The organism is Quadrisphaera sp. RL12-1S (genome assembly GCF_014270065.1).
GTDB lineage: Bacteria > Actinomycetota > Actinomycetes > Actinomycetales > Quadrisphaeraceae > Quadrisphaera.
The window spans coordinates 68,248-94,125 of the sequence record NZ_JACNME010000001.1 but is presented as its reverse complement, the minus strand read 5'-3'; the positions used below and the strand labels follow the sequence as shown (position 1 = coordinate 94,125).

Below are 25,878 nucleotides of genomic sequence, written 5' to 3'. Positions count from 1 at the left end.
TCACGGACGGGGGAGGGGGAGGCGGCGGTCCGGAGGGACGTCCGCGTAGGTGGTGGTCCGCTGGCGCGGCGTGCGTCCCAGGCGCCCGGCGACGACGACGACGTCGGCCGCGGACAGCGCCAGCCCCGCCTCGGCGCCGGCCTCCGGGGCGGTGGTGCCGTCGAGCAGCAGCCCGCCCAGGTCGTCGGCGCCGCCGCGCAGCACCTGCTCCACCAGCGGGGTCGTGCCGCCGCCGAGCTTGGTCCACGCCACCTGCAGGTGGTCGATGCTCCCCGCCGCCTGACCGCCCCCGTGGCACAGCAGCAGGCGCGCCACGGCGTGCAGCGCCCGCGTCTCCCGCACCGACGGGCCCGGGGCCTGGCGCGGCAGGCCCGCGGGCAGCGGGTCGGGCAGGGCAGCGGTGAGCGCCGGCACCCACGGCATGAGGATGAGCTCGGTGAAGCCGCCCGTGCGCCGCTGCACCTCCTGCAGCCGGCGCAGGTGCGCCACCTGCTGCGCCGCCGTCTCGAGGTGGCCGTAGACGAGCGTGGCGGTGGAGCGCAGGCCCACCTCGTGCGCGGTGGTGACGAGGTCCAGCCACTGCTGGGAGGTGAGGTCCGGGCTGCCGGGCGGCGCGAGCGCGGGCCGCAGCGCGTCGTCCAGCACCCGCGCGCCGGTGCCGGGCACCGAGCCCAGCCCGGCCTCCCGCGCGGCGGTCAGCCACTCCCTCGGGGTGCGGCCCGAGCGCGCCGCGGCGTCCAGCACCTCCGCGGGTCGGAAGGCGTGCAGGTGCAGCTGCGGCGCCCGCTCGTGCAGGGCCACCACGAGGTCGAGGTAGCCGTCGGCGCCGGCCTCGGCCGGCAGCGGGCCCTGGACGCACAGCTCGGTCGCGCCCAGCGCCACCGCCTCGTCCACCAGCGCGTCGCGCAGGTCCGCCTGCCGCGAGCCGGGCGGCCCGGCCACCGCGGCGGTCGTGAGGTTGCGGTTGACCACGAACGTCAGCTCGCCCGCGCCCGGGCGGTGGCCGCGCACGGCGTCGGCGAGGGCGCACAGGGCCTCGAGGTCGTCGCCGTCGGCGGTCAGCAGCTGCTGGCCGCCGTCGTCGTCGAGCCCCGGGTCCTGCGGGTCGCCCTGCTCGCAGCGGGCGAGCAGGTGGAGCAGCGGGCTCACCAGATGCGCACCCGCTGCTCCAGCGGGGTGAACAGGGCGTCGCCCTCGACCACCCCGAACGCCTCGTGGAAGGCGTCGAGGTTGGTGACCACGGCGTTGCAGCGCAGGTCGGCGGGGGAGTGCGGGTCGATCGCGAGCCGGCGCCGCACCTCCGCCTCGCGGGTCTTGGTGCGCCACACCTGCGCCCACCCGATGAGCACCCGCTGGGTGGCGGTGAAGCCGTCGATCTCCGGGCCGTCGGCCAGACCAGCCTCCTCCAGCGAGATCCGGTAGGCCTTCAGCGCGATGGTCAGCCCGCCGAGGTCACCGATGTTCTCGCCGACCGTCAGCTCGCCGTTGACGCGGGCGTCCGGCGCCTCCCGCGGGGACAGCGCCGAGTACTGCGCGACGAGCGCGGCGGCGCGGCGCTCGAACTCCTCCCGGTCCGACGGCGTCCACCAGTCGACGAGGTTCCCGGAGCCGTCGTACTTGGAGCCCTGGTCGTCGAAGCCGTGGCCGATCTCGTGGCCGATGACCGCGCCGATGCCGCCGTAGTTGGCGGCGTCGTCGGCGTCCGCGTCGAAGAACGGCGGCTGCAGGATCGCCGCGGGGAAGACGATCTCGTTCATCACCGGGTGGTAGTACGCGTTGACGGTCTGCGGCGTCATCAGCCACTCCGACCTGTCGATCGGCTGCCCGATCTTGGCCAGCTCGAAGGCGGTCTCCCACTCCCCGGTCCGGCGCACCGTGCCGACGAGGTCCTCGCCGTCCACGACGAGGGAGGAGTAGTCCTTCCACCGGTCCGGGTAGCCGATCTTGGGCGTGAACGCCTCCAGCTTGGCCAGGGCCTTCTCGCGGGTCTCCGGGCCCATCCAGTCCAGCGCCGAGATGGACCGGCGGTAGGCCTCGACGAGGTGGGCCACCAGCTCCACCATGCGCTCCTTGGAGCGCGGCGGGAAGTGCCGCTCCACGTAGAGCTGCCCCACGGCCTCCCCGAGGGTGCCCTCGACGAACGAGACGCCCCGGCGCCAGCGCTCCCGCAGCTGCGGGGTGCCCGACAGGGTGCGGCCCGAGAAGTCGAACTGCTCCTCGACGAGGTCGGCCGACAGGTACGGGGCCAGCCCGCGCACCAGGCGCACCGCCAGCCAGGCGCGCCACTGCTCCAGCGGTCGCTCCTCGAGCAGCCGCGCCGCGCCGGTCACGAACGAGGGCTGGCGCACCACCACCTCGTCGAGGGCGTGGGCGCTGACACCCGGCAGGCGGCTCGCCGGCCCTCCGCTCCCGCCGTCGGTGGTGTCGTCGGTGGTGTCGTCGGAGAGGTCCAGCAGCGCCGCGCGCCAGGCCTCCCAGTCCAGTCCCGGCGCGCTGGCCACCAGGGCGTCCCAGGTCATCAGCGTGTACGTCCGGTGAGCGTCCCGGCGCGAGACCCGGTCCCAGCTGACGGCCGCCAGCGCGGTCTCGAGGTCCAGCACCGTGGCCCCCAGCGGCTCCAGGCCCGCGAGCGCGCACAGCCTGTCGAGGTGCTCGACGTACTTCCCGCGGACCTCGGCGTGCTCGTCGAGGCGGTAGTACGCCTCGTCCGGCAGGCCCAGCCCGGCCTGCTCGGCGTAGACGACGTACCGGGAGGAGTCCTTCGCGTCCGGCGAGACGTACGCGGCCACCAGCGCCACCAGCCCCTCGCGCTGGTAGCGGCCCAGCAGCGCGGCGAGCTCGCCGCGGTCGCGCAGCGCGGCCACCTCGTCCAGCAGAGGCCGCAGCGGAGCCGCCCCGAGGGCCTCCACGCGGTCGACGTCCATGAAGGCCCGGTAGGCGCGGCCCACCTGTCCCAGCGAGCCGCCCGAGGCGGGCCCGGTGGTCTCGGCCGGGGCGCTCGCGGCGGCCTCCTCGACGATCGCGCGGACCTGCTCCTCCGCGGCGTCGAACAGGGCCCGGAAGGCACCGTCGGAGGACCTGTCGGCGGGGATCTCGTGCGCGGCCAGCCAGGAGCCGTTGACGTGCCCGAACAGGTCGTCCTGGGGGCGGGCGGCGACGTCGACGTGGGCGAGGTCGAGGCCCGAGCGGACCGGGGGCTGCGTCGGAGAGGTGGCCATGCCCCATCCTCCCTACTCTCACGAGCGTGACGCAGGAGGCCCCGTCCGAGCCCACGGGCCAGGCCCGCCAGGACGCCCCGGACGAGAGCGCCGACGACGGCGGGCAGGGCGCCCAGCCCCACCACCCCCAGCACCGGGCGGACCGGCCGTGGGCGGAGCTGCGGCCCTCCTTCAAGCACGCGGCGGTCATCATCGCGGTGGCCACCACCATGGTGGCGTTGTTCGCGCTGAGCTACATCGACGCGCTGGGCCGTCCCGTCGCGCGCGCCCTGCCCGTGGCGGTGGTCTCCGGCGCGGAGTCCTCGCCGTTCGTCGCCGCGCTCGAGCGCGCCACCTCCCAGGGGCTGCAGCTGCGCGCCGTCGACAGCGCGGCCGAGGGCGAGCGGCTGGTCCAGCTGCAGGAGGTCTACGCCGTCCTCAGCCCCACCGGCTCGGACGAGGGGTCCGGGGTGCGGATGGAGCTGTCCAGCGCGTCCGGGGCGTCAGCGGCCCGCGTGCTCACCCAGGCGGCGCTGAGCGCCGAGAGCACCTCCGGGGTGGCCCTCACCACCGCCGACCTGCACCCGCTGCCCTCCGCCGACCCCTCCGGCCTGGCCGCCTTCTACCTGACCATTACCGCCACGATCCTCGGCTTCGTCACCACCTTCCAGCTGCGCGCCCACGCCAGCCCGCTGCCGCTGCGCGCGTGGGCGCTGGTGGCGGGGGCCCTGGTGGTGCTCGGCTCGCTCGTGCTGACCACGCTGGCGATCGCGGTGCTCGGGGTGCCGCTGCCGTTCTGGGAGACGTGGTGGGCGCTGGCGCTGCAGGTGCTCACGGCCTCCTCGTTCGCGGCGCTCATGAGCGTGCTGGTGGGCCGGTGGGCGATCCTGCCCACCTGGGCGCTGTTCATCCTGCTCGGCAACACCTCCAGCGGCGGCGCCGTCGCCCCCGGTCTGCTGCCGGAGCCGTTCAGCACGCTCTCGCGCGTGCTGCCGTCCGGCGCGCTCGTCTCCGCCCTGCGCGCGGCCGCCTACTTCAACGACACCCAGCGCTGGGAGCCGCGCCTGGTGCTCCTCGCGTGGGCGGTGGCGACGACGACCACCCTGGTGGTCGTCTGCCGCGCCCGCCGCACGAGCCCGGCCCCCTGACCGGTGCCGCGGGCAGCGGGCTGCGGCCTGCGGCCTGCGGGCAAGATGGCCCCATGAGCACGGACAGCAGCACCGCCGGCACCGGGACGACCCCGACGACCCCGACGACGTGGACGGCGGCCCGCGTGGCGCGGCTGGTCGACCACACCCTGCTCAAGCCCGAGGCGACCACCGCCGACGTCGCGGCCCTGCTGGCCGACGCACGCCGCCTGGGCGTCCTCGCGGTCTGCGTCTCGCCGTCCTTCCTGCCCCTGCAGGACACCGCCGGACCCGGCTCGACCGAGGGCCTCGTCGTGGCGACGGTCTGCGGCTTCCCCTCCGGCAAGCACGTCAGCGAGGTGAAGGCCGCCGAGGCCGCCGCCGCCGTGGCCGCCGGGGCGGACGAGGTCGACATGGTCATCGACGTGGGCGCGGCGCTGTCGGGCGAGGTCGAGGCGGTCCGCTCCGACATCGCCGCCGTGCGCGCGGCCGTCCCCGCGCCGGGCGTCCTCAAGGTCATCGTGGAGAGCGCGGCCCTGCCGGACGACGTCCTCGTGGCCGTCTGCCGGGCTGCGGAGGAGGCCGGGGCGGACTTCGTGAAGACCTCCACCGGCTTCCACCCCGCGGGCGGCGCCAGCGTGCACGCCGTGGAGGTCATGCACGCCACCGTCGGCGGCCGCCTCGGCATCAAGGCGTCCGGTGGCATCAGGACGGCGGAGGCCGCCGTCGCCCTGCTCGAGGCCGGCGCCACGCGCCTGGGACTGTCGGGGACCGCGGCCGTGCTGGACGGGCTGGCGCAGGACTGACGCGGTCGCCCCGTCAGCCGAGGAGGGTGGGCCTGGCGGCGGAGCGACCGGCTCGCCGCTGCGCCTTGGCCGCGTACATGGCGGTGTCGGCGCGGCGCAGCAGCTCCTCACCCGGCACCGGGGCGTCGCTCCAGGCGCACCCGCTGCTCAGCCCGAGCGCCAGCACGAGCCCGTCGACCTCGACGGGCTCGTCGAGGCAGTCCCGCACGCGCGCCGCGAGGGTCTCGACGGCCCGGGTGTCGTGCGCTCCGCCCAGGACCACGACGAACTCGTCGCCGCCGGTGCGGCCCACCTGCGCCGAGGGGCCCGCCGCCTCGGCCAGGCGCCGGGCCACGTCCACGAGCAGCCGGTCGCCCACGGCGTGGCCGTGGGCGTCGTTGACGGGCTTGAACCCGTCGAGGTCGCAGAAGACCACCGCGGCGAGCGCCCCCGGCGCGGCGGCGGCGCACGCCGCCGCGAGCGCGTCCGCGGTGCCGCGGCGCCCGAGCAGACCCGTCAGGGCGTCGTGCTGGGCGGCGTGCAGCAGCTCGTCGTGGCGGGTGCGCCGCGTGGCCTCGAGCGCGGCGTCGGCGCGCTCGCGCTGACGGGCCAGCACCGCCACGTTGGCCAGCACCAGGCACGCGAGCCCCAGCGCGGCCGCCTGCTCGGCGGTGCCGTGCGCCGACGGCAGCACCCCGGCGGACACCCCGGCCGTCGCGGCTCCTGACAGCACGAGCGTGCCCAGGCCCCCGGCCTCCAGAGCGCGGCGCCAGCGCCACTCGACGTGCACCACGGCCACCAGCAGGCACACCACCGGCACGAGCGCCGGCAGCGCGCTCGACGCCACGGCACCGGCGCCCAGGGCCTGCCCGAAGAGCACCCGCCGCGCCGTCCGCCGGTCCAGGCCCCCGCCCGCCAGCCAGCGCTGGGCAGCGTCGTGGCGCAGCCCCACGAAGGCCGCCCACAGGACCACCTGGACCGGCCACGGGCCGGCCTGCGGGCCGGAGCCCGCCGCCAGCAGGGCGCCGGTCAGGACCAGGGCGCCCACGGCGACGACGCCGACAAGCACCCGCGACGGCCGTCGCACAGCACCGGCGCCGGTGCTCGCCCGCTGCGTCACGTGCCCCCCAGGCTGCGCCGTCGACGACGTGCGCGCCGACCTCCGTCCGTGCATCGGCACGGCGGAGCCTCACCTGGAGAGCCGCCGGACGGCCACCACCCCCGCGCGTCGTGCGGCCCGCGGCGTCACAGGGCCAGGAGGGCCCTCACCGCGGTGCCCAGGTCGGCGAGGCGCCGGTCCGCCAGCGCGCGCGCTGCTGCCAGGCCCTCGCCGTCGACGGGCACGACCACCTCGAGGTAGCACTTGAGCTTCGGCTCGGTGCCGCTCGGGCGGACGACCACCCGGCCGCCGCCGGCCACGGTCCAGCGCAGGCCGTCGGTGGCGGGGACCCCCGTGGTCTCCACGGAGCCCTCCGACAGGTCGTCCACGCGCTCGACGGCGCGTCCCGCCAGCTCAGCCGGGGGCTGGGCCCGCAGCCTCGCCATCGCGTCGGAGATGAGCGAGAGGTCCTCCACGCGCACCGAGACCTGTCCGGTGGCGTGGACACCGTGCTGCACCGCGAGGTCGTCGAGGACGTCGAGGAGCGTGCGTCCGCGGGCCCGCAGGTCCGCGGCGAGCGCGGCCACCACCACGGACGCGGAGACGCCGTCCTTGTCGCGCACCAGCGCGGGCGCCGCGCAGTAGCCGATGGCCTCCTCGTAGCCGTACGCGAGGCGCGGCGCACGGGAGATCCACTTGAACCCGGTGAGGGTCTCGGCGTGGCCGAGGCCGTGCGCCGCGGCGATCCGGCCCAGCAGGCTGGAGGAGACCAGCGAGCACGCCAGCACGGCGTCACGGGGCAGCGCGCCGCCCGGTCCGGCCAGCCCCCCGGAGGCCACGTGCTCCCCGAGCACCGCGCCCAGCTCGTCACCGGTGAGGGCGCGCCAGCCCCCCTCGCGGGAGGCGTCGGGCACGGCGACGGCGCAGCGGTCGGCGTCCGGGTCCACGGCGATGACCAGGTGCGCGTCGCGCCGGCGCGCCAGGTCGAGCGCCAGGTCGAGGACCCCCGGCTCCTCGGGGTTGGGGAACGCGGTGGTGGGGAAGGCGGGGTCCGGGTCCGCCTGCTCGGGGACCACGGACACGTCGCTGACACCGGCCCGGCGCAGCGCCTCCACCACCACCGCGCCGCCGACGCCGTGCACGGGGGTGAGCACCACGCGCAGCGCGGAGCGCCTGCCGTCGGCCGGAGGCGGTCCGGGCAGCGCCGAGGCCCCGTGCAGGTACGCCTCGAGCACGTCGCCGCCGAGCACCGACCACCCCTTCTCGGCGCGGGGCACCTCCCGGGCGGGCGGCTGCGCCGCGATGTCGGCGGCGATCTGGGCGTCGGCGGGCGGCACGATCTGCGCACCCCTCCCGGGGGCGTCCGCACCCCCGGCAGCCCCGGAGGACGACGACGACGGCGTGCACCGCCCGCCCAGGTAGACCTTGTAGCCGTTGTCCTGCGGCGGGTTGTGGCTCGCGGTGACCATGACGCCGGCGTCGGCGTCGAGGTGGCGCACGGCGAAGGCCAGCACGGGCGTGGGCAGCGGGCGCGGCAGCAGCAGGGCGCGCACCCCGGCCGCGGTCATCACCGCGGCGGTGTCGCGGGCGAACTGCGCCGACCCGCGGCGCGCGTCGTACCCGATGACGCACATCGGCGGGCCCGCCTCGGCGTCGCCGGGGGCGGCGACCCGGTGCAGGTGGGCGGCCAGGCCGGCGGCGGCCCGCACCACCACGGCGCGGTTCATCCGGTTGCTGCCCGGACCCAGCGCTCCGCGCAGGCCCGCCGTGCCGAACTCCAGGTGGCCGTCGACGGCGGAGGCCACCTCGGCGGCCGCGGCCGCTGCGTCGTCGTCCCCGCTCTCGGCGCGGTCGAGCAGCGCCAGCAGCGCGGCGCGGTCGTCGTCGTCGACGTCCCCCGCGGCCCAGGCGCGGACGCGGTCAGCGGTCCGCGCGTCGAGGCGGACCAGGGGGGAGGCGGCGCTCACGGGCGCGGCTCGGCGAGGACGCGGCGCACGACGGACGCCAGCAGCGCCCCGATGCGCGGGCCCGCCGCCTTCCCCGCGTCGATGACCTCCTGCGCGTCCAGGGGGGTGGGGCTCACCCCCGCCGCCAGGTTGGTGACCAGCGAGATGCCCAGCACCTCCAGGCCGGCCTGGCGCGCGGCGATGGCCTCCAGGGCGGTGGACATGCCGACCAGGTCACCGCCCATGCGGCCCGCCATCCGGACCTCGGCGGGCGTCTCGTAGTGGGGGCCGGGGAACTGCACGTACACGCCCTCGGTCAGCTCGGTCTGCACCTGGCGCGCGAGCCCGCGCAGCCGCGAGGAGTACAGGTCCGTGAGGTCGATGAACGTGGCGCCCTCGAGCGGCGACGTCGCCGTGAGGTTGATGTGGTCGCTGATGAGCACCGGCGTGCCCGGACCGCGGCCCGGGTCGATGCCGCCGCAGCCGTTCGTCAGGACGATGCTCGCGCAGCCCGCCGCAGCGGCCGTCCGCACGGCGTGGACCACCGGACGCACCCCGCGGCCCTCGTACAGGTGCGTCCGCGAGAGGAACACCAGCACGTGGCGCTCGGTGCCCGCGTCGTCGGTGACGCTCACCGAGCGCACCGTGCCCACGTGGCCGAGGGCCGCCGCGGGCGGGAAGCCGGGCAGGTCGGTGACGGCGATCTCGGCGGTCGTCTCGCCCAGCAGGTCAGCGGTGACCTGCCAGCCGGAGCCGAGCACCAGGGCCGTGTCGTGGCGCGCGACGCCGGTGCGCTCGGCGATGGCCCGGGCGGCGGAGGCCGCGACCTGGAAGGGGTCGGTGCCGGGGTCGCCGAGGTCGTGGGCCGGGTCGTTCGCGTGGTCCGGCGCGACGCTGTCGAAGGGGTCCATCACGCGGGGCACCGTACTGGCAGGCGCGCGCGAGCCCTGCGCGGCGGGCGCCCCGTGGGCTCAGTGCGGGCTCAGTGCGGGGTCAGCCGACCGAGCGGCAGGGGCGCGAGCGCAGCTCGGCCACGTAGTCGTCCGGGGCGCCGGCGGCCTCGGCGGCGTCGGCCAGCATCCCCAGGTAGAAGGCGCTCGGGAGGCCGCCCTCGTAGTCGTCGAGCACGTACGTCCAGGCGAGCCGCTCGCCCTCGAGGGTGTCCACCCGCACCTTGACCTTGGTGTAGAGACCGATGTCGACGCCCTCCCACTGGTCCAGCTGCTCCGCGTCGGCGTCGGTCAGGTCGTACAGGGCCACGAACACCTGGTGCTCGACCTCGGCGTCGGGGTCCTCCGAGGGGGGCACCTCCACGACCGTGGCGAGCGCCCCGTCCCAGCCGCGTTCCTCCCCGCCGAACGTCAGGCGCCAGCCGCGCAGCCAGCCCGTCTGCTCCAGGGGTGAGTGCGGCGCCCGCACGGACATCCGCTCGGGGTGCAGGTTGCTGGCGTACGCCGCGTACAGCGCCATGAGCGGGAGGGTAGCGAGCAGTCGCTCACCTGCGCCCGGAACCGCCGTCTTCCACCGTCCTCGCCGTCGTCCTGGCGAGCTCCGCGATGAGCGGCACCAGCCGGTGCCGCACCCCCTGGGGGAGCACGAGGACGGCGTCCTGCAGAGGCGCGAGGTCTCCGCCGAGCCGCTCGACGACCTGCGCTCCCAGCGTGAGCGCGTAGGGGCGGTGTCGCAGGCGGTGCAGACGGGGGGACGGCCAGGCGACCACGCGCGCCCACAGGTGGGCGTCGGCCGGGCGCCGCGCACCGTCATCGGTGACCCTGGGCACGGTGGCCGGCAGGGGAGCGGGGTCGACGGCGAAGCCGACCCGCGACCAGTTCCAGTGCCACGTCGACAGCGGGACGCGCACGAGCAGCGGCTCGTCGGCCAGCACCGCCTCGAAGCCGTACGGCAGGACGAGTCCCGCCGCTGCGACCGCGTGCAGCCCGACCACCGACGTCCCCGGCGGGCAGACGAGCAGCCCGGCCCGAGCGCGCAGGAGAGGGCTCCAGCCCAGGGAGACGGGCGCGCGGACGCCTCGGAACGGGGCCCACAGGTCGGCGCTGCGCAGGCGCTTCGGCGTCACACCGAGCGCCAGGGCCTCGGAGACCCGGAACGGTCTGTCGGCCAGCTCTGGCGGGAGCAGCGAGGCGGGGTGCACCGCCCCAGGCTGGCCCCCGTGCTGTGGCCACCGCTGGCGCCGTCCACAGGTGCGCTCGCAGCCCGCCCCTCGGGCAGGGGAGCGGGGTGATCGAGTCGTGGTGCTCGGAGGATCGGCCCCTTCGGAGTGACGGACCGGTCACTCCCAAGGGGCCGATCCTCCGAGCACCCTGCACCGGACACGCGGAGTGGCCGGGGGTGGGCCGGAGGGACGGACGAGGCCGGCGTGCGTCGACCGTCCGGGCGGTGTGAGGATGCCGCCTGCACCCCCGGCCGCCTCGGGCTGCGAAGATGACGTCCGTGCCTGGTCGAGCGCCGCGCGTCGTGGTCATCGGTGGAGGTCCCGGGGGGTACGAGGCGGCGCTGGTCGCCTCGCAGCTCGGGGCCGAGACCACCGTCGTCGAACGCGCCGGGATGGGCGGCTCCACCGTCCTCACCGACGTGGTCCCCTCCAAGACCCTCATCTCCGTCGCCGAGGTCATGAACCTCGCCGCCGAGGCCGAGGAGCTGGGGCTGCGCTTCCCCGGCAGCGATGGCGACCCGGAGACCAAGGAGCCCATCACCGTCGACCTGGGCCGGGTCAACGCCCGCGTGCGCAAGCTCGCCGAGGCGCAGTCCGCCGACATCGAGCGCCGCCTCGCCGCCGAGGGCGTGCGCGTCCTACGCGGTTCCGGCCGGCTCGACGGCACCGAGCGCGTGGTCGCCGACCTCGAGGGCGGCGGCAGCGAGACCCTGCAGGCCGACATCACCCTGGTCTCCACCGGCTCCTCGCCGCGCGAGATGGACTCCGCGAAACCGGACGGCGAGCGCATCCTCACCTGGAAGCAGCTCTACCAGCTGGAGAGCATCCCCGAGCGGCTCGTCGTCGTCGGCTCCGGCGTGACGGGCGCCGAGTTCGCCAGCGCCTACGACGCGCTCGGCTCCGACGTCGTCCTCGTCTCCAGCCGCGACCGCGTGCTGCCGGGGCAGGACGCCGACGCGGCCGAGGTCATCGAGGACGTCTTCCGCCGCCGCGGCATGGAGCTCATGGGGCGCTCGCGGGCGAAGGCCGCGCGGCGCGAGGGCGACCGGGTGGTGGTGACCCTCGAGGACGGCCGTGAGGTGCGCGGGTCGCACTGCCTCATGGCGGTGGGGTCGGTGCCCAACACCGCCGGCATCGGCCTGGAGGAGGCCGGCGTGCAGCTCTCCGAGAGCGGGCACGTCGAGGTCGACCGGGTCTCGCGGACCTCCGCGCGCGGCGTCTACGCCGCCGGTGACTGCACCGGTGTGCTCCCGCTGGCGTCCGTGGCGGCCATGCAGGGGCGCACCGCCATGTGGCACGCCCTCGGTGACGCCGTCAGCCCGCTGCGGCTGCGCAAGGTCTCCGCGAACATCTTCACCGCCCCCGAGATCGCCACCGTCGGCTGGAGCCAGGAGCAGGTGGAGTCCGGTGAGGTGGACGGCGAGGTGCTCATGCTGCCGCTGGCCGGCAACGCCCGCGCCAAGATGCTGGGCATCCGCGACGGCTTCGTGAAGCTCTTCGCCTCCACCGGGTCCGGCCGGGTGCTCGGAGGCGTCGTCTGCGCACCGCGCGCCTCGGAGCTGATCTTCCCGGTGGCGCTCGCGGTCGAGCACGGCCTGACCGTCGACCAGGTGGCGCACGCCTTCACGGTCTACCCGTCGCTGTCCGGCTCGGTGGCCGAGGCGGCCCGCCGCCTGCACGTCGCCACCTGACGGCCTGACCGCCGACCGGCGAGCGCCGGCCGTCAGCTGGCCGGGGCGTCCTTGAGGGTGCAGATCACGGCGCCGGTGGTGAGGGTGTCGCCGACAGCGGCCTTGAGGCCCGTGACCACGCCGTCCTTGTGGGCGGTCAGCGGCTGCTCCATCTTCATGGCCTCGAGGACGACGACGAGGTCTCCCGCGACCACGCTCTGCCCCTCCTCGACGGCCACCTTGACGAGCGTGCCCTGCATCGGCGCCACGAGGGCGTCGCCGCCGGCGGCCTTCGCGGCGGCCGCGGCGTTGCGGGGCCGCTTCTGCTGCCGGCGCGCCGACTGCACGGCACCGCCGACCTGCGCGCCGGCCTCCATGACCCAGCCGGGCAGGGTCACCTCGAGGCGCTTGCCGGCCACCTCCACCACCACGGTGGAGCGCTCGGCGTCCGCCGGGTCGGCGGCCTCCGGCGCGGGGCCGGACCACGGCGCCGTCGAGCCGGTCCAGGCGGTCTCGATCCAGCGCGTGTGCACCCGGAACAGCTCCGCCTGCCCGACGGCCGCCGCCGAGGACGGGGCTGACGCGGCCGCAGCCGGGTCGACCGCGGTGAAGGCCGGGTCGTCCACGACGAGGCGGTGGAACGGGAGCACGGTCGGCATGCCGTCCACGGCCATCTCCGCCAGCGCGCGACGGGCGCGCTGCAGCGCCTGCTCGCGGGTGGCGCCGGTGACCACCAGCTTGGCGAGCAGGGAGTCGAACGCGCCGGAGACGACGTCGCCGCTGCGGATGCCGGCGTCCACCCGGACGCCGGGGCCGGACGGCGCCTCGAACCGGCTGACGGTGCCGGGGGCGGGCAGGAAGCCCCGGCCCGGGTCCTCGCCGTTGATGCGGAACTCGAAGCTGTGGCCGCGCGCGGGCGGGTCGTCGTAGCCGAGCGGCTCGCCGGCGGCCAGGCGGAACTGCTCGCGCACCAGGTCGATGCCGGTGACCTCCTCGGTCACCGGGTGCTCCACCTGCAGGCGCGTGTTCACCTCGAGGAAGGAGACCGTGCCGTCCTTGGCCACGAGGAACTCGCAGGTGCCGGCGCCGACGTAGCCCGCCTCGCGCAGGATCGCCTTGGACGCCTCGCGCAGCGACGTCTCCTGCGCCTGCGTGAGGAAGGGCGCGGGCGCCTCCTCCACCAGCTTCTGGTGACGGCGCTGCAGCGAGCAGTCGCGGGTGGACACGACGACGACGCCGCCGTGGGAGTCCGCCAGGCACTGCGTCTCCACGTGCCGGGGCTCGTCGAGGTAGCGCTCCACGAAGCACTCGCCGCGCCCGAAGGCCGCCACGGCCTCGCGGACGGCCGACTCGTACAGCTCGCCGACCTCCTCGCGGGTGCGCGCCACCTTGAGGCCGCGACCCCCGCCGCCGTAGGCGGCCTTGATGGCCACCGGCAGGCCGTGCGCGTCGACGAAGGCCAGCACCTCGTCCACGCCGCTGACGGGGCCGGGCGTGCCGGAGACCAGGGGAGCGCCGACCTTCTCGGCGATCTCGCGGGCGGAGACCTTGTCGCCGAGGGCCTCGATGGCGGCGGGCGGCGGGCCGATCCAGGTCAGGCCGGCGTCGACCACGGCGCGGGCGAAGCCGGAGTCCTCCGAGAGGAACCCGTAGCCGGGGTGGACGGCATCGGCGCCGGAGCGGGCCGCGACCTCGAGCAGGAGGTCGGCGCGCAGGTACGACTCGGCGGAGGTGGTGCCGCCCAGGGCGTGCGCCTCGTCGGCGAGCTCCACGTGCAGGGCGTGCCGGTCCGGCTCGGCGTAGACCGCGACGGAGCCGATGCCGGCGTCCTTGCAGGCCCTGATCACGCGGACGGCGATCTCGCCGCGGTTGGCGACCAGGACCTTGGTCACGCTGCGGCTCTGCTCGCGACCCCCCGTGCGCCCACCGCTGCTGCGACGCTCGGTGACCACGCCTCGCCTCCGCCCTGCTCTCCGGGCGCCCCCGGCGGGCATCCCGGCGGAGCAGCCTAACCGCCAGGTGCTCGGGGTCGACCACGAGCACGTCCACCCGCGACCCGTCCAGGGTCGACGGACCTCCGACCGGGGCACCTTCGACTCGCAGCCAGCCCACAGCGGGGGCACAGTGCGCGGGACGGGTCGTCCAGCGAGGGCCGGCCCGAGGAGTCTGACGCCGCCGTGGCCCGGGGTCGCGCGGTGCGAGGAGGTGGACGGTGGCAGCGCTGTCGTTCCTGGACCGTGAGCGGACCGTGGCGCCACCCGGCTACAGCCGGTGGCTCATCCCGCCGGCGGCCCTGGCGGTGCACCTGTCGATCGGGCAGGTGTACGCCTTCAGCGTCTTCAAGACGCCCCTGCAGGACCGCTTCGGCGTGGAGGGGACGCCGATCGCGGTGATCTTCTCGATCGCCATCGTCATGCTCGGCCTGGCGGCGGCGTTCGGCGGCACCTGGGTGGAGCGCAACGGGCCCCGCAAGACGATGGTCGCGGCGGCGCTGTTCTTCTGCGGCGGCCTGTTCATCGGAGCCGCGGGCGTCGCCGCCGGCCAGCTGTGGCTGGTCTACCTCGGCTACGGCGTGGTCGGCGGCATCGGCCTGGGCCTGGGGTACATCTCCCCGGTCTCCACGCTCATCAAGTGGTTCCCCGACCGCCCGGGCCTGGCCACCGGCCTGGCGATCATGGGCTTCGGCGGCGGTGCGCTCATCGCCAGCCCGCTGTCCAACCGCCTGCTCGGCGCCTACGCCGCCCAGCCGCAGGACGCCGTCGCACCGACCTTCCTGACCCTCGGCGCCATCTACCTCGTGCTCATGCTGCTCGGCGCCTTCGTGGTGCGGGTGCCCGCCAAGGACTGGCGCCCGGCGGGCTGGACCCCGCCGCAGCAGGCCAGCGGGCTGCGCTCGGTCGGTGACGTCACGGCGCGCAACGCCCTCCGCACGCCGCAGTTCTGGCTGCTGTGGGTGGTCCTGTTCACCAACGTCACCGCCGGCATCGGCATCCTCGAGACCGCCTCGCCCATGGTGCAGACGTTCTTCTCGGGCATCACGCCGGCCGCGGCCGCCGGCTACGTCGGGGTGCTGTCGCTGTGCAACATGGCGGGCCGCTTCGTGTGGTCCTCCACGTCGGACGTCATCGGCCGCAAGCGCATCTACATGCTGTACCTCGGCGTGGGCGCGGTCCTCTACCTCGGCGCGGTGCTGCTGGGCACCTCGTCCGTCGTCGTCTTCGTGCTGCTCACCGGGATCATCCTCAGCTTCTACGGCGGCGGCTTCGCCACGATCCCGGCCTACCTCAAGGACCTCTTCGGCGGTCTGCAGGTGGGCGCCATCCACGGGCGCCTGCTGACGGCGTGGTCGGCGGCCGGTGTCGCCGGGCCGCTCATCGTCAACACCCTCGTCGACGCCGCGGGCGGGGAGTCCAGCGGAGCCGGGGCCTACCGGCTGCCGCTGTCGGTGATGGTCGGCGTGCTGGTGGTCGGCTTCATCGCCAACGCGCTGGTCAAGCCGGTGGACCCGAAGTTCCAGGAGCCGCGCGCGCAGCGCGCTGACGACAGCAGCGCCGCGGGGGCGCGCGAGGAGGCGAGGAGCCGGTGAGCACCAGCCAGACCAGCGGTGGGTCGAGCAGGACGGCGGCGTCGGGCGCGGGGACCGGGCAGGGCACGGCCAAGGCCGCAGCCGTCGTCCTGTGGGTGCTGGTGAGCGGTGGTCTGCTCTACGGGGTGGTGCAGACCGTCGCCCGCGCCAGCCAGCTCTTCGGCGGCTGACCGGTCGCTCGGGCCGCCGCCGCAGGACGGGCCCGCCGGCCGCCCCACCGCGCTGTCCCCGGTCTCAGCACTGGATCAGCGTGGAGGGGCGTCCGGCGGGTAGGGGACGTCGGTGACCAGCACCCCTGACCTCATCGACCCGACCACCCGCTACCCCCAGCCCGAGTTCGACCAGGAGGCCCAGCCCGGCGCGGGCCAGGCCTGGGGCATGGACCCCACCCCCGACCACGGGGAGGACAGCTACCGCGGCAGCGGCAAGCTCACCGGCCGCCGCGCGCTCGTGACCGGTGGCGACAGCGGCATCGGCCGCGCCGCGGCGATCGCGTTCGCCCGCGAGGGCGCCGACGTCGCCATCTCCTACCTGCCCGAGGAGCAGCGGGACGCCGACGCGGTCATCGCGCTCATCGAGAAGGAGGGCGTCAAGGCCCTCGCACTGCCCGGTGACATCAAGGACGAGGCCTTCGCCCGGTCGCTGGTGACCAGCACCGTCGAGGCCTTCGGCGGCATCGACGTCCTCGTCAACAACGCGGGCAAGCAGCAGGCGCGCGAGTCGGTCCTGGACATCACGTCCGAGCAGTTCGACGAGACGTTCAAGACCAACGTCTACGCGATGTTCTGGATCACCCAGGAGGCCGTGAAGCACCTGCCGGCGGGTGCCTCCGTCATCAACACGACGTCCGTGCAGGCCTACCAGCCCTCGCCGACCCTGGTCGACTACGCCAGCACCAAGGCCACCATCAACGCCTTCACCAAGGCGCTCGCGGCGCAGCTGGCCGAGAAGGGGATCCGCGTCAACGCGGTGGCCCCCGGGCCGGTGTGGACGCCGCTGCAGCCGGCCGGCGGCCAGCCGGAGTCGGCGCTGCCGGAGTTCGGCGCCCAGACGCCGCTGGCGCGGCCCGGCCAGCCGGCGGAGTACGGCGCCGCCTACGTGTACCTGGCCTCGAACGACTCCAGCTACACGACCGGCTCGACGCTCTCCATCACCGGTGGCATGCCCACCCCCTGATCCTCTTTCCCGTCCGTGATCGTGGGAGTTGTGCCTACCACCCGGTAGGCACAACTCCCATGATCACGAGGGGAGCGGGGTCAGGAGGACGACGACGGCGTGAGCGCCCGGAACGCGGGGATCAGCTCGGAGGCCGCGAACTCCAGGAACCCGTCGGGGTCCGGACCGGCGTTCTGCGCCACGAGGTGGTCGTACCCGGCGTCGACGAACTGCTGGCCGTTCGCCACGTGCTTCGCGAGGTCCGGGCCGCACGCGAACTGCCCCGCGACGTCGGCCTTCGTGACGAAGGCGGAGGCGGCGTCGAAGTTCACGGGGTTGGGCAGCTCGGCCATGACCTTCCAGCCGGTCAGGGCCCAGCGCGTCTTCTCCAGCACGGCGTCCACGGCCTCGCCCTCGGTCTTCGCCCACGCCAGCGGCACCTCGCCGTAGACGGGACCGGAGCCGCCGTCTCCCTTCCAGGCGCTGACGAACGAGGCGTCGGGCTCGGTGCCGAACAGCCCGTCGCCCAGGTCCGCGGCCAGCTTCGCCGAGGCCGGGCCCGAGCCGGCCACGGCGATGACCGGCAGGGTCTCGGGCAGGTCGAAGACGCGGGCGTCCTCCAGCTGCAGGTGCTTGCCGGAGTAGCTCTGGTACCCGCCCTGCCACAGCAGGCGGATGATCTCGAGGGCCTCGCGGAACCGCTCGTGGCGCTCGTGCACGCCGCGGAACGCCGGCTCGCCGATGACGTGCTCGTTGAGGCGCTCACCAGCGCCGACCCCGAGGGTGAAGCGCCCGTCGGAGAGGATCTGCAGGGTGGCGGCGGCCTGCGCGACGATCGCCGGGTGGTACCGGTAGGACGGGCACGTCACGCCGGTCACCAGGCCGATCCGCTCGGTCTTCGCGGCGATGGTCCCGAACATCGCGAAGGTGAACCCGGAGTGCCCCTGGCTCTCCAGCCACGGGTGGTAGTGGTCGCTCATCTCCACGAAGTCGAAGCCGGCCTGCTCGGCGGCCACGGCCTGGCGGACGACCTCCTTCGGGTCGAACGCCTCGGTGGCGAGCTTGTAGCCGACCTTGAGGCCGGAGGGTGCGGGGGTCGCTGACGACATGCCCGGCCCCTACCCAGCCCCTCCGCGCGCAACCGGGCGCCCGGCTGCGAGGAGCGGGGGAGCGGGGGTCAGGCGCGGGGCGACCAGAGGTCGGTCCAGCGGACGCCGACCTCGGCGAGCAGCTCGCGCAGCAGCGGCAGCCCGATGCCGACGACGGTGTGCGGGTCTCCCTCGACCCCCTTCACGAACGCGCCGCCGAGGCCGTCGAGGGTGAACGCGCCCGCCACCGCCAGCGGCTCGCCGGTGGCCACGTAGGCCTCCAGCTCGGCGTCGGAGACGTCCGCGAAGTGCACCGTGGTCGAGGCGACGGCGCCCAGCGTGGCGCCGGTGACCGGGCCGTCGTCGTCCTCGCGAGCGTCGATGAGCCAGTGACCGGTGTGGAGCACGCCAGAGCGCCCGCGCATGCCCTTCCACCGCTCGAGGGCCTGCGCGGCGTCGGCGGGCTTGCCGAACGCCTCACCGTCCAGCTCCAGCACGGAGTCGCACCCGATCACGAGCACGCCGTCGTCCGGGGCGCCGTCGGCCTCCTCCCAGCGGGCGGCGACGTCCTCGGCCTTGGCCTTGGCCAGCACCAGCGCGACGTCCTGCGGGTCGGTGACGCCGTAGCGCTCGACCACCGCGGGCTCGTCCACGCCCGAGACGAGCACCAGCGGCTCCACGCCGGCGGAGCGCAGCGTCGCGGCGCGGGCGGGGGAGGCGGAGGCCAGCAGGAGGCGCACGGGGCTGGGTGCGGCGGGGGCAGCAGCGGTCACGGGCGGCGACGCTAGCCGAGCGGCTTGGAGAACCAGAGCTGGGCGTCCGCGTTGTTGTTGTACGCGGGCACCTCGGTCCAGCCGGTGCGGCGGTACAGCCGCGTCGCGGCGCCGAGCTCGGAGCGGGTGTCGAGCACCAGGCGCGCCACGCCGCGCGCCCGGGCCCAGTCCTCGACGGTGGTCAGGAGCCGGCCGCCGAGCCCCAGGCCGCGCGCCGCGGACGAGACCCACAGGCGCTTCACCTCCACGGCCGGCCCGTCCGCCAGGTCGACGGCCCGGGCGCCGACGCAGCCGAGCACCTCGCCGTCACCCCGGGCGAGCCAGAACGCGCCGTCGGCGCCGGCCAGGTCGCCGTCGGCGTCAGGCGGCAGCTGCCAGGTGGCGCCCATGGCGGCGGACACGTCCGCGGAGAACGACGCCCGCGCCGCCACCGCCTCGGGGGCGGTCGGCGGCGCGGGCTCGATGGTGATGGCGCTGACCTCGGGACCGGTGCTCACGAGGCCGCAGTCTGCAGCGTCAGGCGCGTGCGGCGGGGGAGCCGTTCGAGCCGGCGCCGACGAGCGCGTCGTCGGTGCCCTGGGCGGCGCGGGCCTCGGCAGCCCGCTCCTCGCCCTCGGACAGGAACGTCGGCACGGTGCGGCCGTCGTAGCGCTCGCGGTCGAGGATGCCCTCGCGCTTCGCGACGATGGTCGGCACGAGCGCCTGCCCTGCCACGTTCACCGCGGTGCGGCCCATGTCGAGGATCGGGTCGATGGCCAGCAGCAGGCCCACGCCCGCCAGCGGCAGGCCCAGCGTCGACAGCGTCAGCGTGAGCATCACCGTGGCGCCGGTCAGGCCCGCCGTCGCCGCGGAACCGACCACGGAGACGAAGGCGATGAGCAGGTAGTCGGTCCAGTCCAGCGGCACCCCGAAGAACCCCGCCACGAAGATCGCGGCGATGGCCGGGTAGATCGCGGCGCAGCCGTCCATCTTGGTGGTGGCGCCCAGCGGCACCGCGAAGCTCGTGTACGCGCGCGGCACGCCGAGGTTGCGCTCGGTGACGCGCTCGGTCACGGGCATGGTGCCCACCGAGGAGCGCGAGACGAACGCCAGCGAGATCGCCGGCCACGCGCCCGCGAAGAAGCGGCGCACGCCCAGGCCGTGGGCCTTGAGCAGCACCGGGTAGAGCACGAAGAGCACCAGCGCCAGGCCCACGTAGACGTCGACGACGAAGACGCCCAGCGGGCTGAGCGCGTCCCAGCCGTAGGTCGCCACGGCCGTGCCCAGCAGGCCGACGGTGCCGAGCGGGGCGAGGCGGATGACCCACCACAGCACCGTCTGGACGACGGCGAGGGCGCTGCGCGCGAAGGCCAGGAACGGCTCCGCCTTCTCGCCGGTCTTGAGGGCCGCGACGCCGACGGCGATCGCGATGACGATGAGCTGCAGGACGTTGAACTTCAGCGACGTCGTCGAGGTGACGGCGAGGCTGGTCACCGAGTCGCCGGCGACCTGCGTGGAGGTGCTCGCGCCCAGCCCGAGCCAGTTGGACGGGACGATGCCGGTGAGGAAGTCCAGCCACGAGCCCGTGCGGCCGTCGTAGGAGGCGCTGCTGGCCGAGGCGCCAGAGCGGGTGCCGGGGTCGGTGAGCAGGCCGATGGTCAGGCCGATCGCCACCGACACCGCGGCGGTGATGGCGAACCACAGCAGCGTCTGGCCGGCCAGGCGGGCGGCGCCCACCACGTGCCGGAGGTTGGCGATCGAGGTGATGACCGCCAGCAGCACCAGCGGCGGCACGAGCGCCAGGAGCAGCGTGACGAACGTCGACCCGACGGTGTCGAGGGTGGTGACGAGCCAGTTGACGGGGGCGCCGTCGGCGTCGACGCCGCCGAAGCTGCGGGCCACCAGGCCCAGGACGACGCCGAGGACGAGGCCGGCGATGACCTGCGCGCCGAACGGGATGCGCGTCAGGCGGGACAGCGGGGACGACGAGCGCGGGCGCGCGGGCGCGTCAGGGGCAGCGGTGGAGGACACGGGTGAGCCTTCGGGTCGAGCGACGGGGTGGCGCGGATCAGCCCCGCAGGGCCGTCGGTCACCGACAGCGGTCGCTCGCGGTACGCAGGAGGTCGACGTGGAGGCGCCGGGTCAGCTCCTCGCCCCGGCGCCCGCAGGCCTCCCAGGCAGCGCGCACCTGAGGCGCAGCAACGCGCCAGCCCGATCTGTTCCCTGGGGCCACCACCCTGCGGACAGCGCTTCGGAAGTCCATGATCACGGAGGGCAGGGACCCCCTCCCCGCCGTGATCATGGACTTCCCGTGCACTTTCCCCGTCAGGCGGCGAGGGCGTGGCGCAGCACGTCGAGGGGGACCGAGCCCACGTCGAGCGCGCGCCGGTGCCACGCCTTGAGGTCGAACTCCCCACCGGACGCGGCGGCGCGCTGCTGCGCCTCGGACCGCAGCTGCAGCCACACCCGCTCGCCGAGCTTGTACGCCGGGGCCTGGCCGGGCCAGCCCAGGTAGCGCAGGTGCTCGAAGCGCAGGAACTCCTCGGCCTGGAAGGTGTGCCCCGACAGGAACGTCCACACCTTCTCGGCGTCCCAGGTGCCCCCGCCCAGCTCCGCCGGGGCCTCGAGCCCGCAGTGCAGGCCGATGTCGACGACGACGCGCGCCGCCCGGAACAGCGACCCGTCGAGCATGCCCAGGTGGTCGGCCGGGTCGTCCAGCCAGCCCAGGTCGGACATGAGGCGCTCGGCGTACAGCGCCCACCCTTCGGCGTGGCCGGAGGTGAAGCACATCATCCGGCGCCAGCGGTTGAGCGTGGCGGACCGGTACATCGTCTGCCCGATCTGCAGGTGGTGGCCCGGTACGCCCTCGTGGAAGACGGTGGTCCGCTCGCGCCACGTGCCGAAGCGCTCCACCCCCGGCGGCACCGACCACCACATGCGGCCCGGCCGGGAGAAGTCCTCCGTGGGCGGCGTGTAGTAGATGACGCCGGACGAGCTCGGGGCGATGCGGCACTCCAGGCGCCGCACCGGCTCGGGGATGTCGAAGTGGGTGCCGGCCAGGGCCTCGACGGCGCTGTCGGAGAGCTGCTGCATCCAGGCCTGCAGCGCGTCCTTGCCCACCACCTGGCGGGACGGGTCGGCCTCCAGCAGGGCGATCGCCTCGCGGGTGCTGGCCCCGGGGGAGATGCGCTGCGCGGTGGCGCTCATCTCCGCCTCCAGGCGCGCGACCTCCTCCAGGCCCCACGCGTACGCCTCGTCGAGGTCGAGGGTGGCGCCCACGTGGTGGCGGCTGAGCAGCGCGTACTCCTCGCGGCCCACGGCGTCGGTCTCACGGGCGACGGGCAGCACGTCCTCGCGCAGGTGCCGGGCCAGCTCCCGGTAGGCGTCCCGCGCCGTCCCAGCGCCCGCGGCCAGGTCCGCCGACAGCGCCGCCGACGGCTCGGCCCCGTCGGGGCGGGCGCTGGCCGCGAGCCGCGCGAAGGCGCCGTCGTCGGCCACGAAGCCGTCGACCTGTCCGAGCACGGCCTCCACCTGCCGGCGGGCCGGCGGGCGCCCGGCGGCGATCCCCGCCGCGAGCGAGGCGCGGTACTGCGCCAGCCGCTGGTCCGTGCGGCCCAGGCGCGAGGCGATGGCGGCCCACTGGTCGGCGGTGTCGGTGGGCATGAGGTCGAAGACCTCCTGGGTGCCCTGGACGGGGGAGTCGATGACGTTGAGGACGCCGACGTCGAGGCCGGCGTCGTGCACGGCCACCTCCAGCCCGAGCCGGTCGCGCATGGCGGCGACGGTGACCTCGTCGGTGGCGTCCAGCTCCACGGACGGGTCGGCGGAGAGGGCCTCGAGGGCCGAGAGGGTGCGGCGCGCGTGGTCGGCGCGGGCGCCGATCGCCTCGGGGGAGACGTCCGTGGGCTCGTCGGACCGGCCCGGAAGGCCGTACCAGACCCGCATGTCGGGGTCGAGGGCCACGGACTGCTCGAGGTAGCTGTCGGCGAAGGCGTCGACGGCGGAGGGCGTGCGGCGGGGCTGGCTCGACGTCGCGGCGGGCTGCTGGGCGTTGCTCGAGGTCACCGCCCCACGCTAGGCGTCGGCGGTCAGCGGTGGGCAGCGGGGAGGCGCACCACGAGGTCGAGCAGCCGGGTGGTCTGGCTGGGCCGGCCGTTGTCGTCGCTGACGAGCAGCAGGCGCAGCCGGTCCCCGTCCGCCCCCACCAGCGCCATGCCCTCGACGTTGTCGAGCAGCGGGTTCGCCTGCTGCTGCTGGGCCCTCGCACCGCCCGACGGGCAGGTGACGAGGTCCGCCAGCAGCTGCTTGCCGAGCACCGCGTCGTCGTCCTGGGAGAGCTCCGCGGTGCCGCTGACGTCGTGCGCGCGCCCGTCCGCGAGGTGCGGGTCCACCAGGTAGAGGCGGACCGTGTTGCCGTAGGCCGGGAGGTAGCCGCGCTCCAGGACGACCAGGCGCCCGTCCGGGGCGAGCAGCACCTCCGAGACGCCCAGGCCCGGGTCCGCGCGGTACGCCAGCTGCGGGCCGGGGGAGAACGACGACGACGCGTCGGGCCGCGTCCAGGTCTGGAACCTCACCACGCCGTCGGCGTCCCCGGACAGGGACGCCTCGTCGGCGGCGAGCAGGACCTTCCGGTCCGCGGACAGCGTCAGCCCCTCGAAGGAGGCGTTCTCCTGCGCCCGTCCCACCGGGGCCACCCGCAGCGCCGCCGGCACCTCCAGCTCGCCCAGCACGGAGCCGTCGGCGGCCAGGTGCAGCACCCGCGGCCCGGTCTCGGAGGAGACCCACACCGTGCCGTCGCCGTCCACGGCCAGCCCCTCGCTGTCGAGGGTGGAGCCGTCCGGAGCCGCCAGCCGCACCACGCGCTCGGGCCGGTGCGAGCGCTGGCCCAGGGTGAACAGGGCCGACCTGTCCGACAGCGCCAGCACGTCGCCGCGGCCGGTCACGCCCAGGGCGGACAGGCCGCTGACCGGTACCCCCTGGAAGGTCGTGCCGTCGAGTGCGTCCGAGTACCCGGTCAGCGAGACCGCCGCCGAGCACCGGCCGGCTGCCGAGGCGCCAGCGCGGTCGCTCGCCGCCGCCTCCGGGCCCGCCGCGGCCACCGCCACCGGGCCCGCGACGGTCCCGGCCAGCACCAGGCCCGCCAGCAGGGTGGAGACGGTCGCGGCCGCGCGCGAGCGCCAGGGGTCCAGCGTCATGGCCCCCACCGTGGTCGGCGCCCTCGGTCCCCGCGTTCCCGGCCGGTGACATCCGGCTGAACGATGGATGAGCGTCAGGCAGGCGGTGCGGCGTCCAGATCCATGTGGCGCCGCATGAACCTGTCGAACTGGGGGACGGTGAACCGCGCGAAGCCGTAGCGCGGCGTGTACAGGAGGCCCTTGTTGATGAGCCGCGCCCTCAGGGGCGCCACCTGCTCTGAGGTGCGGTTGAGCACCTCCGCGACGTCGGAGGCCTTCTGCGCCTGCGCACCGAGCTCGGCCATGGCGCGCATGTACCGGAGCTCCTCGGGGGTGGAGCGCTGCACGCGCGTCTTGAAGAAGCTCTCATCCAGTTCTGCTTCGACGAAGGTCTGTGCCTCGACCGCATCGGTGTGCGTGATGGAACGCCCCTGTGCCAGGTCCCAGACGGCCCGCCCGTACTCCTGGATGAAGTAGGGGTACCCCTCGGTGTAGTCGACGATGTGGTCGACCGCCCGGTCCTCGTAGGCGACCCCCTCCGCACGAGCCGGCTGGATCAGCGCGTCGACGGCCGCTGGTCCTGCGAGCTCACCGATGGTGGGAAAGCGGAAGAGGCGTTCGGCGTAGGACTTGGCGTCACCGGCCAGTCCCGGGAGCTGAGGTAGTCCCGCCCCCGCGAACGTCACGGGGAGCTGGCGCTGGACGGTGCGGTGAACGGCGCCGATGAGCGCTTCGAGTTCCTGCTTCCCGAGGAACTGGACCTCGTCGAAGAGGAAGACCACGCCTCGGCCCTGGGCCTTCGCCGCTCGGCCCACGGCTTCGAAGAGGTCGGCCAGGTCTTCGTTGAGGTCACCGGTGTCCGCTGCTCCGGGCTCGGCTTCGATGTCGAGCCCGCCGGTCAGGGAACCGCCGGGCTGGACGGTCAACGAGAACGACTTCACCACCGCGGCGGCTGCTGTCACGCGCTCGGTCCAACGGGCTCGGGGTGAGGTCTTGAGCAGGGCCCGTCGGGCGAGGTTCGCCATCTGCGGCCCGAAGCGGGTCGTCTTGGAGACCTCGGTCTCGACCGCCACCCAGTTCTCGTCGTCGGCGATGCGCTGGAACTCGCCCAGCAGCACTGTCTTCCCCACGCCGCGAAGGCCTGTGATGACGACGGACTTCTCCGTGTACCCGCGCTGGAGGCGCTTCAGGAGGGTCCGGAAGTCCTCCACCTCCGAGGCGCGGCCTGCGAGGTGCCGCGGGGGTGCGCCGGCGTTGGGCGTGTAGGGGTTGCGCGCGCGGTCCACCCCTCGATCTTGACAGGATTAGCAAAGTTTATCAACAACAGATAATCTCCGCTAATCCTGTCAAGCCCTCAGTCGGTGGAGGTGCCGCCCTTGAGGGCGGCCAGCCGCAGCTCGACCTCGGTCTGGTCCCCGTCGGCCTCCAGCGCCTCGAACTGCGCGTCGAGGCTGGAGGCGGCCAGCTCCTCCTGGCCGCGCACGCGGGCCTCCTCGCGGCGCACCTTCTCCTCGAAGCGGGACACCTCGCTGGTGGGGTCGAGCAGGTCGACCGCCTTGACGGCGTCGTGCACCTGGGACTGGGCGGCGGCCATCCGGGAGCGGGCCACCAGCTCGTCGCGCTTGGACTTCAGCTCCTCCAGCTTGCGGCGCATGCCCTCCAGGCCGGTCTTGAGCTTCTCGACCACCTCGGTGCGGGAGGCGATCTGCGGCTCGAAGCCCTTCGCGTGGCCCTCGGCGTCGATCTGGCGCTGCAGGGCGACGCGGGCCAGCTGGTCGAACCTGTCGGCCTCGGTGCCGTTGCCCTCCCCGCGCAGCTGGTCGGCCTTGCGGGAGGCGGCGGCCGCCTTGCCGCCCCACTCCTTCGCGGTGGCGACCGCCTCGGCGTGGTCGTCCTCCATGAGGCGCAGGTCGCCGATGGTCTGCGCCACCGACTGCTCGGCCTCGCGGATGGCCTGCGTGTAGTCGCGGACCATCTGGTCGAGCATCTTCTGCGGGTCCTCGGCCTGGTCCAGCAGGGCGTTGATGTTCGCCCGGACCAGCTGCCCGACCCGTCCCAGCAGCGACTGCTGCGCCATGCCATCTCCCACGTCGCGCCGCGCCGGCCGCGGCTGCGACCGGTGACCG

At 75.0% G+C, this 25,878-nt stretch carries 22 protein-coding genes; 6 read left to right on the top strand and 16 right to left on the bottom strand.

Features of this window, described 5'->3' with window-relative positions:
* Both H7K62_RS00385 and H7K62_RS00380 read right to left on the bottom strand, forming a co-directional pair.
* Window positions 1-1,149, bottom strand: a complete 1,149-nt coding sequence (locus H7K62_RS00385) for an FO synthase (protein ID WP_222436840.1) — start codon at window positions 1,147-1,149, stop codon at window positions 1-3.
* Window positions 1,146-3,218 carry a M13 family metallopeptidase gene (locus H7K62_RS00380; protein ID WP_186715384.1) on the bottom strand — a complete coding sequence of 691 codons (2,073 nt, stop codon included), beginning with the start codon at window positions 3,216-3,218 and terminating at the stop codon, window positions 1,146-1,148. Before H7K62_RS00380 ends, H7K62_RS00385 begins: the two co-directional genes overlap by 4 nt.
* Window positions 3,219-3,244: 26 nt before the next feature.
* Between H7K62_RS00380 and H7K62_RS00375 the strand changes: the two genes are divergently transcribed.
* Window positions 3,245-4,345, top strand: a complete 1,101-nt coding sequence (locus H7K62_RS00375) for an ABC transporter permease (protein ID WP_186715382.1) — start codon at window positions 3,245-3,247, stop codon at window positions 4,343-4,345.
* Window positions 4,346-4,398: 53 nt separating this feature from the next.
* The gene (deoC, locus tag H7K62_RS00370) at window positions 4,399-5,130 is read left to right on the top strand and encodes a deoxyribose-phosphate aldolase (RefSeq protein WP_186715379.1); all 732 of its coding nucleotides are present in this window, start codon (window positions 4,399-4,401) and stop codon (window positions 5,128-5,130) included.
* Window positions 5,131-5,143: 13 nt separating this feature from the next.
* Here deoC and H7K62_RS00365 read toward each other — a convergent pair whose 3' ends face one another.
* The 5 genes from H7K62_RS00365 to H7K62_RS00345 form a co-directional block, all read right to left on the bottom strand.
* Window positions 5,144-6,229 carry a diguanylate cyclase domain-containing protein gene (locus tag H7K62_RS00365; RefSeq protein ID WP_186715377.1) on the bottom strand — a complete coding sequence of 362 codons (1,086 nt, stop codon included), beginning with the start codon at window positions 6,227-6,229 and terminating at the stop codon, window positions 5,144-5,146.
* 125 nt (window positions 6,230-6,354) lie between these two features.
* Window positions 6,355-8,175, bottom strand: a complete 1,821-nt coding sequence (locus tag H7K62_RS00360) for a phospho-sugar mutase (RefSeq protein ID WP_370591528.1) — start codon at window positions 8,173-8,175, stop codon at window positions 6,355-6,357.
* Window positions 8,172-9,065 carry a purine-nucleoside phosphorylase gene (locus H7K62_RS00355; protein WP_186716350.1) on the bottom strand — a complete coding sequence of 298 codons (894 nt, stop codon included), beginning with the start codon at window positions 9,063-9,065 and terminating at the stop codon, window positions 8,172-8,174. Before H7K62_RS00355 ends, H7K62_RS00360 begins: the two co-directional genes overlap by 4 nt.
* A gap of 82 nt (window positions 9,066-9,147) precedes the next feature.
* Window positions 9,148-9,624: a gamma-glutamylcyclotransferase gene (locus H7K62_RS00350; protein WP_139711912.1), complete on the bottom strand. Its 477-nt coding sequence runs from the start codon at window positions 9,622-9,624 to the stop codon at window positions 9,148-9,150.
* Between the two features lie 25 nt (window positions 9,625-9,649).
* Window positions 9,650-10,306 (bottom strand): hypothetical protein, encoded by a 657-nt coding sequence (locus tag H7K62_RS00345; RefSeq protein WP_186715375.1) that lies wholly within the window; start codon window positions 10,304-10,306, stop codon window positions 9,650-9,652.
* Between the two features lie 290 nt (window positions 10,307-10,596).
* Between H7K62_RS00345 and H7K62_RS00340 the strand changes: the two genes are divergently transcribed.
* Entirely contained in the window at window positions 10,597-12,018 is a 1,422-nt protein-coding gene (locus H7K62_RS00340) for an NAD(P)H-quinone dehydrogenase (protein WP_186715373.1), read from the top strand.
* Between the two features lie 32 nt (window positions 12,019-12,050).
* On the opposite strand, the gene H7K62_RS00335 is transcribed toward H7K62_RS00340, so the two are convergent.
* On the bottom strand, window positions 12,051-13,889 hold the full coding sequence (locus H7K62_RS00335) for an ATP-binding protein (protein WP_186715371.1): 1,839 nt from the start codon (window positions 13,887-13,889) through the stop codon (window positions 12,051-12,053).
* A 329-nt stretch (window positions 13,890-14,218) separates the two neighbouring features.
* Here H7K62_RS00335 and H7K62_RS00330 point away from each other — a divergent pair, with 329 nt between their 5' ends.
* The 3 genes from H7K62_RS00330 to H7K62_RS00320 all read left to right on the top strand — a co-directional run bounded on the left by H7K62_RS00330 (window position 14,219) and on the right by H7K62_RS00320 (window position 16,759).
* Window positions 14,219-15,583 (top strand): L-lactate MFS transporter, encoded by a 1,365-nt coding sequence (locus tag H7K62_RS00330; RefSeq protein WP_186716349.1) that lies wholly within the window; start codon window positions 14,219-14,221, stop codon window positions 15,581-15,583.
* Window positions 15,580-15,753: an MFS transporter small subunit gene (locus tag H7K62_RS00325; RefSeq protein ID WP_186715369.1), complete on the top strand. Its 174-nt coding sequence runs from the start codon at window positions 15,580-15,582 to the stop codon at window positions 15,751-15,753. The genes H7K62_RS00330 and H7K62_RS00325 overlap by 4 nt, the downstream gene beginning before the upstream one ends.
* A 112-nt stretch (window positions 15,754-15,865) precedes the next feature.
* Entirely contained in the window at window positions 15,866-16,759 is an 894-nt protein-coding gene (locus H7K62_RS00320) for a glucose 1-dehydrogenase (RefSeq protein WP_370591527.1), read from the top strand.
* A gap of 80 nt (window positions 16,760-16,839) precedes the next feature.
* On the opposite strand, the gene H7K62_RS00315 is transcribed toward H7K62_RS00320, so the two are convergent.
* From H7K62_RS00315 to H7K62_RS00280, 8 genes are all read right to left on the bottom strand, one after another.
* Complete coding sequence (locus H7K62_RS00315) at window positions 16,840-17,847, bottom strand: TIGR03557 family F420-dependent LLM class oxidoreductase (RefSeq protein ID WP_186715367.1); 1,008 nt, start codon at window positions 17,845-17,847, stop codon at window positions 16,840-16,842.
* 68 nt (window positions 17,848-17,915) lie between these two features.
* Window positions 17,916-18,599, bottom strand: a complete 684-nt coding sequence (locus H7K62_RS00310; RefSeq protein WP_370591526.1) for a Maf family protein — start codon at window positions 18,597-18,599, stop codon at window positions 17,916-17,918.
* Window positions 18,600-18,610: 11 nt separating this feature from the next.
* On the bottom strand, window positions 18,611-19,096 hold the full coding sequence (locus H7K62_RS00305; protein WP_186715365.1) for a GNAT family N-acetyltransferase: 486 nt from the start codon (window positions 19,094-19,096) through the stop codon (window positions 18,611-18,613).
* 19 nt (window positions 19,097-19,115) lie between these two features.
* Window positions 19,116-20,609, bottom strand: a complete 1,494-nt coding sequence (locus tag H7K62_RS00300) for a dicarboxylate/amino acid:cation symporter (protein WP_186715363.1) — start codon at window positions 20,607-20,609, stop codon at window positions 19,116-19,118.
* 294 nt (window positions 20,610-20,903) lie between these two features.
* On the bottom strand, window positions 20,904-22,643 hold the full coding sequence (locus H7K62_RS00295; protein ID WP_370591524.1) for a DUF885 domain-containing protein: 1,740 nt from the start codon (window positions 22,641-22,643) through the stop codon (window positions 20,904-20,906).
* 23 nt (window positions 22,644-22,666) lie between these two features.
* A complete protein-coding gene (locus tag H7K62_RS00290; protein ID WP_186715361.1) occupies window positions 22,667-23,773 on the bottom strand; it encodes an esterase-like activity of phytase family protein in 1,107 nt (368 codons plus the stop codon).
* A gap of 74 nt (window positions 23,774-23,847) precedes the next feature.
* A complete protein-coding gene (locus tag H7K62_RS00285; RefSeq protein WP_186715359.1) occupies window positions 23,848-25,038 on the bottom strand; it encodes an AAA family ATPase in 1,191 nt (396 codons plus the stop codon).
* Window positions 25,039-25,106: 68 nt separating this feature from the next.
* A complete protein-coding gene (locus H7K62_RS00280) occupies window positions 25,107-25,829 on the bottom strand; it encodes a PspA/IM30 family protein (RefSeq protein WP_186715357.1) in 723 nt (240 codons plus the stop codon).
* Between the last annotated feature and the right edge of the window lie 49 nt (window positions 25,830-25,878).